This is a genomic window from Siccirubricoccus deserti (assembly GCF_014283215.1).
Classification (GTDB): domain Bacteria; phylum Pseudomonadota; class Alphaproteobacteria; order Acetobacterales; family Acetobacteraceae; genus Siccirubricoccus; species Siccirubricoccus deserti.
This window is the reverse complement of record NZ_JACOMF010000089.1, coordinates 1-10,057: the sequence shown is the minus strand read 5'-3', so window position 1 is coordinate 10,057 and position 10,057 is coordinate 1. Positions and strand designations below refer to the sequence as shown.

The following is a 10,057-nucleotide window of genomic DNA, read 5'->3' as shown; positions in this document are numbered from 1 at the left end:
ACCACCAGCATCCTCAATGGGGTGATCTACCTGCCGAATGGCGAGCTATCGATGGGCGGCAATGTGGAGGCCAATGTGAACGCGCCCGCGGGAGGATGTCTGAACATCATCGCGCAGTACATCGTCTTTACCGATCAGGCGCGCCTCACCGCAACGGGCTGCAATGCGCTGGGCGTGCCTTATCACGGGGCGCATACCCCCAGGGCGGACCTGGTCCGATGATGGCGAAAACGACAGCGATGTTTGGAGATCGCCGAGGGGCGGCATCTGTCGAGCTGGCCCTGGTCATTCCCATTATCCTGCTTTTGATCGGCGGCGTTGCCGAGTTCGCATACGCGATCTGGACAAGGAATGTGCTGGCCACGGCTGTTGCTCAGGGTGGGCGCTACGCGATGCTCGCTGGGGCGAATGCGACGTCCAGCAACGTACGCGCGGTAGTCCGGAACAGTACGCAGCTTGCCATTCCGGAGCAGGCCGTGTCAGTGAGCGCACCAACCTGCTTCTGTGTCGTCGCAGGCCGCCCACCCACCTTGGCTCCGGAGCAGTGCAAGAAGACCTGTGCCGATGGGCGGGTCGCCGGTACCTACATCAGCATTTCGGCAAGCCATACCTACAGCCCGATCATGGGGAAGCTGAGTCCGTTTGGAAGCAGGACCTTTGTCGAACCAGCGCAGGTGAGGATCGATTGATGCGGCACGGTATCCGGCGCTCCCTCCGGCATGACCTGCGCGGCGCCTCCTCCGTCGAGTTTGCGCTGGTCTCCGTGCTGTTCCTCCTCGTGATCTTCGGCGTCATCTGGCTCGGCTTCTCGATGTGGTCGCGGAGCGCCCTTCAGATGGTTGCGAACACCACGGCACGATGCCACGCCATTGCTGCGCCGCAGTGTTCGAATACCCAGAAATTCGCGGTGGACCTGGCATCGCGGTGGGTGTTCACGGACATCATCAGCAGCGGGGACGTCACGGTCGGCAACCGGGTTTCTTGCGGCGCTTCACCCGGGGTGTTCAGCAAGGTGGTGATCACCGCAAATCGGAATGTCACCCCATTCTTTCCATTGAGGATTTCAGCCCAGGCCTGCCATCCCTCAGGCGTATGAGCGCACTGCTGCCGAGGAGCCACTAGGCGCTTCAGGCATCAGGCCGGAAGCCGTTTCAAGGCGCATCTCCAGGCCCGCTGACGGGACCGCCTTCCCTTGGTTCCTGGCCGTGTGGATGGACAGCAGGGGACGCAGAGCTGGCGGAGCTGCACCCTCCGCTTATTGAGAGGGCTTGGGGCATCTTGAACTGCCCCGAAACCGCGACAGGCGGCCTGTCCAGCGCGGTGGCTGCGAACCTTTCAAGTGCGCCCAGGCCGGATCAATAAATGGCTGCTTGGCCACCAGGCGGCGACAGCATCGCCTATCAGGTGACATCATGCTGCACCTCAACCGCGTTCCAACGTGCCCGGGAACAGGGTCTGCGCTCAGGGGAGCTGCCGGAGGTCCTGCATGACATTTCCGTCGGCGTGGCAGCCCACATCGGGCGCCTGGAAGCTCTGCTCAAACTACACGCCAGTCAAGCGTGATGAATGGATCCATCCGGCTTGGGCGCGCCGAGGAATGGTTGTGCCGTCTGCGCGGCTGAGGGCGATCGTCTGTCATTCCAGTTCAGCCGAGGTCAGGCCACGAACTGCATCAGCAGAAAACTTCTAGCAGTTGGGCAACGCGCGACCATGCGCATGCTGCCGCGCTCGCTTTCTGCCTTCGCAGAGCCGTGCAGATCCGCTCGCTTCCCAAAGCCGAGAGTGTGACTGCATGGACGGCATACACATAACCTACGCGTGACCAACTGTCGCGATGCACGACATCACGAAAACATTGCCCTTGTGCGCCGATGTCGCCGGGATATCTCGCAATCGCCACCCCAGAGGTCGGCAACAGTATCTGGCAGGAGATCGTAAGAATGATCGCGCACATCAATGACCAGAAGGATGCCCTCCTCTACAGGATCTACGTCGGCATCGAGCGGCTGCGGCCCTGGCTGACGCTGTCCTCGGATCGTCGGGCGGCTTCCGCGATGGAGTACGCGCTGATGGCGGCCCTCATCGGTGTCTGCGTGGTAGCGGCGGTCGGCACTCTCGGCAGCTCTCTCTCGGAGAAGTTCACCGAGATCGCCACCATGCTGAAGGCCGACGCCGTGGCTCCACAATAGCCGCGGCGAATACCGGATAGAGCGGAGCCAACCGGCACGGGCGGGTAGTCATCGCCCGCCCGTCCTGTCCGAAGATGGTAGCTGGCGCGCAAATCAAGCCGATTGACTGATGTCGTGCGCCCGGAGAGCAGGACATCTCGGCTCGCCGTCATGCCAGCCTTGTGCCTGACGTAGCCACACCGTCAGGCTCCTACGAACCGAACACCATTACGGTTGGAGAGAATGCTCATGACGCAGGAATCAGTCTTCGCGCTTGAGCTGGTGGCGCTGGGCTTTGGCCTGGTCCTGTTGGCAGCGGCCGCGCTGCATGATGTCGCGGTGCGCACCATTCCCAATGCGCTGCCGCTCCTTCTGGCGATCGACGGCACGATCCTGCGGGTCCTCAAGGGCGATATCGCCTGGGGGCTCGCCGCAAGCGGCGCAGTCTTCATTCTGGCTGCCCTGTGTTGGCGCCGCGGCCTGATGGGCGGCGGTGACGTAAAGCTTCTTGGCGCCGCAACGCTGCTGGTCGCGCCGGGCATGAGCGTTGGGCTCCTTCTGAATGTGTCGCTCGCCGGAGGCGCGCTTGCCCTCATCTATCTTGCGTTGCGCCGCGCGGTGGCAGCGCCGGTTCCCGGACGTCCTGCGGGCCTGCTCCGCCGCATCCTGCGCACCGAGCGTCGTCGCGTCAGGGCCGGTGGGCCCCTCCCGTACGCCACGTCAATCGCGGCGGGCGCAATCTTCACACTGTTTGGGGCGTGAGGTCGCATGTTCATTCGCATCGCCTTGTTCGCCGTCATGGCTTTCGGCCTGGCCGGCTTCGGCACAGTGGCATGGATCTCGTTCCGGCCGCCTGTGGCACCCGCCGCAGCCATCACGCCGGCCGCGGCGCCTGTCCACAAGACCGCAGTGGTGGCTGCCGCACGCGAGCTGCGCGCCGGTACGCTGCTCAAGCCGGAGGACCTGAGCGTGCGGGAGATTCCCACAAGCGAGGTGCCGGCGGACGTCGTGCCCGACAACCCCGAGGCCAGGCGTGGCCTCATTGGCGCCATCGTGCGCCGTAACCTCCCAGCTGGCCAGGCGTTCATCCCTGCTGATGTCCTTCGTCCGGGCGACCACGGCTTCCTGGCAGCGGTGCTTGGGCCCAACCAGCGCGCCATCACGGTTGGCGTGGATGTTGTCAGCGGCACGGCCGGCCTGATCTGGCCCGGCGACAAAGTTGATCTAATCCTGACCCAGTCGCTTGAGGATCCAACGCGGCCGCTTGGCAGGCGCGTGGCAGCGGAAACGGTGCTCGCGGATGTCCGGGTGATCGCGATCGACCAGCAGCTGTTCCAGGGCGCGGCGCCCAACTCCGCAGCCGATGCACCGACGGCGCGCACGGTCACGCTGGAAGTGTCGGCCAGCCAGGCGGAGCGCGTGTCCGTGGCGACCCGGCTCGGCAGGCTCTCGCTGGTTGTCAGGTCCGCCGAGCGCAGCGCTGAACCTGATGCGCCACCTGTGCGGCCCGGCATTACCTGGGCCGGCGACGTCTCACCGGCCCTTGGCGGCAGCAACGCCGAGACCCCACCGAACATCATGCGCATCTTCCAAGGTCAAACCGAAGGCAAGGAGTTCCGGTTCTGATGGCACGGAAATCGAAATCCTTAGGACTGGCCTTGGCGCTGATCCTCGGCCTGCCGGATGCCGCGCCGGCGCAGGGTGTGCGAGTGCAAGGCACGCCCGGAGCGCCTGTGCCCCGCGCCACCACTCCGGCAGCCTCGCCGTCCACTCTCACCATGGATGTCGGTTCCGGGCGGCTGATCTCCCTCAGCGGCCCGGCATCGAATGTCTTCGTGGTGGACCCGCGGGTGGCCGAGGTACGTCCGGCCAGCCCGACCTCTCTTTTCCTGCTCGGCATGGCACCTGGCCGCACCACCATCGCGGCATTGGACGAAAGAGGCAGTGTCATCGGCCAGTACGAGGTGACCGTTCGCCCTTCCACCCTGGTAGCGAACGAGGCAGCCGCTGCCATCGCCCGGGTGATGCCTGGCAGCACCGTCCGCGTCGTCCCACAACCGAGAGGGCTGATGCTGGCCGGATCGGTCTCCTCACCGGATGACGCGCAACGGGCGGTGGCCCTTGCAAAGGGCTACATTCCGGAAGGCCAGGTTATCGAGAACCAGCTCAGCGTACGCGCGGACACCCAGGTGACGCTCCGCGTCCGGATCGTGGAGATGTCGCGCAATGTGACGCGCGACCTTGGCATCAACTGGCAGGCGCTCGGAAGCGTCGGTCGCTTCACAGTTGCTTTCGCCAGCAAAAACTTCCTCAGCCTGCCGCGAGGCTCAATCAACTCGCTCCTCGCAGGGACACCGGATGTGAATGCCCTGATCGACGCGCTCGCTCAGGACAATCTTGTGCGCGTGCTGGCCGAGCCGAACCTGACCGTGATGAGCGGCCAGACAGCGAGCTTCCTGGCGGGCGGTGAGTTCCCGATTCCGGTGGCCCAATCACTGACCCAGGTGACAGTCCAGTTCAAGCAGTTCGGCGTCTCGCTGGCCTTTCAACCCACGGTTCTGACCGAGGGGCGGATCAGCCTGAATGTGCGACCGGAGGTGAGCCAGCTTTCCAACCAGGGGGCGGTGACACTCGGCTTCGGAAACGACCGCATCTCCATCCCCGCGCTGACGGTCCGGCGCGCCGAGACATCGGTGGAACTCGGAAGCGGCCAAAGCTTCGCCATCGCCGGCCTTCTCCAGGACAACATCGCGCAGACCAACAATGCCGTGCCGCTGTTTGGTGAGGTCCCCATCCTGGGCGCTCTCTTCCGGTCGGACTCCTTCCGTCGCAACGAGACGGAGCTGGTGATCATCGTCACGCCATACATCGCTCGCCCGACCAGCGATCCGGCCGCGACGCACCAGCCGGGTGACGACTACCGGCCGCCGAACGACCTCGAGCGCATCCTGCTGCTCCGTCAGCAGGCCCGGAACAGCCCTGCACCGCAGCCTCGCATTCCCGGCGGCGTCGGCTTCATGTTGCAATAAAGGAGATGATTATGAGCACGATCGGCATTGTACGAAGCCTCTCGGTCCTGTCTCTCCTTGCAGCCGCCGGATGCGCCGAGTTCGATCCCTACCATCGCGCCGGCATGTGGCAGCCGTCAGGGGCGAATGCGGCGAACATCGCTTCAATGGTTGCGCGTCCCGCGGACCTCACCAGCGGCCGTGGCACGAGCCAAGGCGACGGGCGAAGGGCAGCAAGCGCGGTGCAGCGCATGCGCGACGCCGACGCGCGGGAGGGTACCGAGGTGAACGGCCCCGGCGCAGGCATGCCTGCCGCCGGCGGCACCACCCGGTGGCGGTAGTGCCATGCAGGAGCTAGTCAGCATTGCGCCTAGCGAGATCGTCGGGACCACAGCCAGCGGCCGCCCCGACCGGGCTGCTCTGATCGCCTTTCTGGCCGACGCGCAGTCGGAGGAGGCGATCCGGGAGGGACTCTCGGACTCGCTCCAGGAGCCACCGGAGATCAGGCGAGGTGGTATCCGCGCGGCGATTGCTGCAATGGCCCGGATCCCTACGCCTCGTATCCTGGTCGTCGATGTCGGGGACGAGGACGAGCCACTGAAGGAGCTTGCAAAGCTTTCCGAGGTGGTCGAGCCGGATGTCTGCGTCCTGGTGGTCGGCACGGTGCGAGACGCCGAATTCTACCGCGACATCACGCGGGGCCTCGGTGCCGCGGAGTATCTATGCAAGCCGCTGACACGCGACGCGGTGTCGCGGTACTTCGCACCTGTCGTTATGGGCCATCGGCCGGTCTCGATGGCCCTGGGCGCGGGTCGCCTTGTCACGGTTACAGGGGCGTGCGGTGGTGTCGGGGCGACCACCACGGCCGCGAACTTCGCGTGGTTTCTCGGGACAGTTCTGCGGCGGCATACGGTTCTTCTTGATCCTGACCTGGAGACGGGCAGCCTTGCCTTTGTCCTGAACGTACAGCCTGGCACGGGCCTTCAGGCTGCGCTCTCGGCGCCAGACCGCATCGACGAGCTTTTCATCGAGCGGTCGGTCGTGCCTGTGACCGGCAGGCTGCACATCTTGGCCAATGATGAGATGCCGGACCGGCCGATAAGGGCAGACGAGGCGGCATCAGCGCGGCTGATCGAGGCCTTGCGAAAGAAATACACCTTTGTGGTCGCGGACGTGCCGTTCCGGCCGGATCCGCTCTTTCGGGGCCTTCTTCACCTGGCAGATCAACGCGTGATCGTGATGGAGCCGACGCTTGCGTCGGTCCGGCGAGCTTTGCGTCTGCTTGCCCTGCCGAAGGCGTCCGATCAGGCACAACACCCGGTCGTCGTACTCAATCAGCTTGGCATGCCCGGTGGCTTGAAGCGGCGCCAGTTGGAGGATGCGCTCGGGATACGGGCGGACATCGTGATCCCGTACCTTCCTCGCCCGCTGATGGATGCAGCCAATCTGGGCGAGCCGGCGGCCGCAAAGCGGGGTGCCTTCAGGGATGCGGTTGTCCAGCTGACGCAGCAGCTTCCATTTGTTCGCTTCACGCCCGAATCGCCGCTCCTCTTCGGGCGGAAGCACTGGTGGCAACGTCTTTGGAGGAAGTGATGAACGTATTCCACGGCGTGGGTTTCGGGCGCAGGCAGTCTAATACACCGGCGGCCACCTCGGATAACGGCCTGGTGCAAATGGCAAGCCTGGCGCAGAGCGGGACCGCGCCGGAGCAGCGGCAAGGAGAGGTGGCCGTAATCTCTGCCGAGGCGGAGGAGGTGAGGAATCTCTGCCTCAGCCGCATGGATCCTGTGGCGGTTGCCAGCATGCCGGCTGATCGTCTCAGGACCGAGGTCGAGCGAATGATATCCGAGATTGCGACCGAGAAGCGGATCCGGATCAATGCACGGGAGCAGCATGTTCTCGCCGGTCATGTGGTCGACGACATCGTGGGGATGGGCCCGCTTGAGCGGCTGCTCAAGGACCCGACTGTGGACGACATCATGGTGAACGGACCGCATCGGGCCTTCGTGGAGCGACGGGGTAAGGTTGAACTATCGCCCATCCGATTCCGCGACACTGCTCATTTGGCCTCGGTCTGCCAGCGCATCGCCGCAGGAGTTGGCCGGCGCGTGGATGAAGCGAGCCCCATGGTCGATGCACGCCTGCCGGACGGGTCACGCGTGAACATCGTGTATCCGCCGCTTGCCCTGGATGGGCCCTATGTCTCCATCCGCAAGTTCGCGGCAAAGGCGATCGACTTCAACAAGCTGGTGGAATTCGGGGCAATGACCAGGCAGGTCGCCCGTGTGCTGGAGATCGCCGCACGAATCAGGCTCAACGTCATCATTTCCGGCGGCACCGGATCGGGCAAGACCACCATGCTGAACGCCATGTCCCGCCTGATCGATCCAGGAGAAAGGGTGGTGACCGTCGAGGATGCTGCCGAGCTCCAGTTGCAGCAGCCGCATGTGGTGCGCCTAGAGACGCGGCCGCCAAGCCTGGAGGGCAAGGGCGAGGTGACGCAGCGCGATCTGGTGCGGAATGCGCTTCGGATGAGGCCGGACCGCATCATCATCGGCGAGGTGCGCGGCGCAGAAGCCTTTGACATGCTGCAGGCGATGAACACGGGCCATGATGGAAGTATGTCGACCATTCACGCGAACAACACCCGTGATGCATTGGCGCGGATCGAGAACATGGTGCAGATGAGCAGCATGGGCCTGCCGTCCCGGGCCATCCGCACGCAGATCGTCAGCGCCGTGAACCTGATCATCCAGGTGGCGCGTCAGCGCGATGGCGGAAGGCGCTGTCTGCAAGTGACCGAGGTCTGCGGCATGGACGGAGACGTTGTCATTATGAATGACATCTTCCAGTTCGAGATCGAGGGCGAGAGGGAAGGGCGGCTTTATGGCCAGTACAAGGTAAGCTCGGCCCGCCCCAGCTTCCAGGAGCGACTCACGATGTACGGGCTGGAGCAGGCCTGGATGGCGGCAATCAGGGGCTAAGGAGATGGGGCAGGGTGTGCTTCAGATGCTGCTTGCTGCCTTCGTCGGGCTGGTCGCCCTGGCGCTGACCGGCCTGTGGGCAGCGTCCGGCCAGGCGCGGATGCAGAAGCTGCAGTCAAGGGCCGATGCCCTGCTTTCGTCGCGCCGCGAAGCCGCCCGGCAGCCGGAGCCAGGGCTACAACTTGCGTCCGGCGAGCTCGCCGGCAGCTCAATGCTGCAGCGACTTCAGGCATTGTTCGGATACATGCCTGAAAGGGCCGAGCGCTATCCGGCCCCATTCCTGATCGTGCTCGCAGGCGCGCTGATGGTTGGAGGTGGTGCGTATTTCGTGGCGAAGATTTTTGCGGGCGATGCCGCGCTACTTGCTCTGCTCGGCACCTGGGTGGCAGCCAGCCGTGCCTACTATCGGCGTTGCGACCGACGCTACCTGGGAAAGCTCTTCAGGCAGCTTCCTGATGCGCTAAGCTCGATCGTCCGTGCGGTACGTGTTGGCGTGACGGTCAACGATGCGCTCCGCGTCGTTGTTCAGAACGGCCCGGAGCCGACGGCGAAGGAGTTCAAGCGCCTCGTGGAGGAGATTGCAGTCGGTGTCTCGCTGCAGGCTGCTCTCAAGGAAATGGCCAATCGAGTGCAGCTGCCCGAGTACCGCTTTCTCGCAACAGCGCTGGCGCTCCAGGCGCAGACCGGCGGTGGGTTGAGCGAAACGTTGCAGAACCTGGCGTCGATCATTCGGGCGCGGGTTGCGATCAAGGCGCGTGGCCGGGCTCTCACCTCGGAAGCGAAGGCAAGCGCTGTCGTGCTCACAATCCTTCCGATACTTTCCTTCATGGCATTGTATGTGATCGAGGCCTCATATGTGCAGGTGCTCCTGTGGGATCCCACAGGGCAGATGATCCTTGGCGGAGCAATTCTTTCGCTCTGCGTCGGCGTCGCGATGATGGCGGCCATGATCAGGAGCGCCTTGGCATGACGGGAGCCCTGGCAGGCTGGGCCGTTGGCATATTTGGCACCCTGTTCGCAGCAGCCACTTTCTGGCTGATCCGTCAGGCGAGGCGAGACAGGCTGTATAACAGCCGGACGGCCATGATCAGGTTGAGCATGGATCGAGACGCTAGCAGGGGCACGAGCACACAACCGAACAACGGCCTGGTGAGTATTGCGATTTGGCTTGGAACCGTGATTCTTCGCAGCGGGCTGCTGTCCAAAAGCACCCAGAGCGTCTTGCATGACATGTTGCGGTCGGCCGGGGCGCACGGCGGGAGTGGCATGGCCCTGTTTGTTGGCGCCAAGGTGATGGGATTTGTTGCATTGCCCGCTTTGGCCCTGGTGTTCTCAGAAGGGCTGGACCTGAGCCCGACGACGCAGAACCTGCTGATCGGGGGCAGCGGCGTGATCGGGCTGATGGCTCCGGAGTGGATTCTAAAGAAGATCAGAAACAACCATGTTCAACGAGTCCGGAGCGGCCTTCCCGACACGCTCGACATGCTCGTGATCTGTGCCGATGCAGGATTGGGATTGGAGCCAGCTCTTGCCCGGGTGAAGGACGAGATCCGGTTTGCGCACCCTGCCATCTCCAAGGAGCTGGGACATACGGTCAGCGAACTGCGCATGATGTCGGAGATTCGGACCGCACTCACCAATCTGGGAAGTCGGACAGGCGTCGAAGGCTTGAAGCGCCTTGCTGCAACCCTCATTCAGGCTGCGCAATATGGCACGCCGTTGACAACGGCGCTGCGCGAGCTGGCGGCGGAGCTGCGTCAGGAGATGACGACGGAGTTTGAGGCACGCGCAGCGCGTCTGCCAGTCAAGCTCACGGTTCCCCTGATTATCTTCATATTGCCTTGCATAATTTTGGTGATGGCTGGACCGGCTGTCGTCAAGGTCATGAAGGATCTGT

12 protein-coding genes are annotated in these 10,057 nt (G+C 64.0%); all 12 read left to right on the top strand.

The features are described from left to right. Positions 1-222 (top strand): hypothetical protein (locus tag H7965_RS26920; protein WP_222440839.1); only part of this gene is annotated, 222 nt, incomplete at its 5' end. Next, positions 219-689 (top strand): TadE/TadG family type IV pilus assembly protein, encoded by a 471-nt coding sequence (locus H7965_RS26915; protein ID WP_186773627.1) that lies wholly within the window; start codon positions 219-221, stop codon positions 687-689. The genes H7965_RS26920 and H7965_RS26915, both read left to right, overlap by 4 nt. Beyond that, entirely contained in the window at positions 689-1,096 is a 408-nt protein-coding gene (locus H7965_RS26910) for a TadE/TadG family type IV pilus assembly protein (RefSeq protein WP_186773626.1), read from the top strand. Before H7965_RS26915 ends, H7965_RS26910 begins: the two co-directional genes overlap by 1 nt. Positions 1,097-1,940: 844 nt before the next feature. After that, on the top strand, positions 1,941-2,189 hold the full coding sequence (locus H7965_RS26905; RefSeq protein WP_186773625.1) for a Flp family type IVb pilin: 249 nt from the start codon (positions 1,941-1,943) through the stop codon (positions 2,187-2,189). Between the two features lie 228 nt (positions 2,190-2,417). Continuing rightward, on the top strand, positions 2,418-2,930 hold the full coding sequence (locus H7965_RS26900; protein ID WP_186773624.1) for a prepilin peptidase: 513 nt from the start codon (positions 2,418-2,420) through the stop codon (positions 2,928-2,930). Positions 2,931-2,936: 6 nt separating this feature from the next. Further along, positions 2,937-3,794 (top strand): Flp pilus assembly protein CpaB, encoded by an 858-nt coding sequence (cpaB, locus tag H7965_RS26895; protein WP_186773623.1) that lies wholly within the window; start codon positions 2,937-2,939, stop codon positions 3,792-3,794. Continuing rightward, positions 3,794-5,197 (top strand): type II and III secretion system protein family protein, encoded by a 1,404-nt coding sequence (locus H7965_RS26890; RefSeq protein WP_186773622.1) that lies wholly within the window; start codon positions 3,794-3,796, stop codon positions 5,195-5,197. Before cpaB ends, H7965_RS26890 begins: the two co-directional genes overlap by 1 nt. Positions 5,198-5,208: 11 nt before the next feature. Continuing rightward, positions 5,209-5,517, top strand: coding sequence for a hypothetical protein (locus H7965_RS26885; RefSeq protein ID WP_186773621.1), 309 nt, complete (start codon positions 5,209-5,211; stop codon positions 5,515-5,517). A 4-nt stretch (positions 5,518-5,521) separates the two neighbouring features. Next, a complete protein-coding gene (locus tag H7965_RS26880) occupies positions 5,522-6,769 on the top strand; it encodes an AAA family ATPase (protein WP_186773620.1) in 1,248 nt (415 codons plus the stop codon). Continuing rightward, positions 6,769-8,160 carry a CpaF family protein gene (locus H7965_RS26875; protein WP_229682813.1) on the top strand — a complete coding sequence of 464 codons (1,392 nt, stop codon included), beginning with the start codon at positions 6,769-6,771 and terminating at the stop codon, positions 8,158-8,160. Before H7965_RS26880 ends, H7965_RS26875 begins: the two co-directional genes overlap by 1 nt. 25 nt (positions 8,161-8,185) lie before the next feature. Then, entirely contained in the window at positions 8,186-9,130 is a 945-nt protein-coding gene (locus H7965_RS26870) for a type II secretion system F family protein (protein ID WP_229682814.1), read from the top strand. Continuing rightward, positions 9,127-10,057 (top strand): type II secretion system F family protein (locus H7965_RS26865; RefSeq protein WP_186773618.1); only part of this gene is annotated, 931 nt, incomplete at its 3' end. The genes H7965_RS26870 and H7965_RS26865, both read left to right, overlap by 4 nt.

Bases quoted from the DNA above. Each gene is read 5' to 3' on its own strand.
- H7965_RS26915 (WP_186773627.1), top strand. From the start codon at position 219: ATGATGGCGAAAACGACAGCGATGTTTGGAGATCGCCGAGGGGCGGCA.
- H7965_RS26910 (WP_186773626.1), top strand. From the start codon at position 689: ATGCGGCACGGTATCCGGCGCTCCCTCCGGCATGACCTGCGCGGCGCC.
- H7965_RS26905 (WP_186773625.1), top strand. From the start codon at position 1,941: ATGATCGCGCACATCAATGACCAGAAGGATGCCCTCCTCTACAGGATC.
- H7965_RS26900 (WP_186773624.1), top strand. From the start codon at position 2,418: ATGACGCAGGAATCAGTCTTCGCGCTTGAGCTGGTGGCGCTGGGCTTT.
- cpaB (WP_186773623.1), top strand. From the start codon at position 2,937: ATGTTCATTCGCATCGCCTTGTTCGCCGTCATGGCTTTCGGCCTGGCC.
- H7965_RS26890 (WP_186773622.1), top strand. From the start codon at position 3,794: ATGGCACGGAAATCGAAATCCTTAGGACTGGCCTTGGCGCTGATCCTC.
- H7965_RS26885 (WP_186773621.1), top strand. From the start codon at position 5,209: ATGAGCACGATCGGCATTGTACGAAGCCTCTCGGTCCTGTCTCTCCTT.
- H7965_RS26880 (WP_186773620.1), top strand. From the start codon at position 5,522: ATGCAGGAGCTAGTCAGCATTGCGCCTAGCGAGATCGTCGGGACCACA.
- H7965_RS26875 (WP_229682813.1), top strand. From the start codon at position 6,769: ATGAACGTATTCCACGGCGTGGGTTTCGGGCGCAGGCAGTCTAATACA.
- H7965_RS26870 (WP_229682814.1), top strand. From the start codon at position 8,186: ATGCTGCTTGCTGCCTTCGTCGGGCTGGTCGCCCTGGCGCTGACCGGC.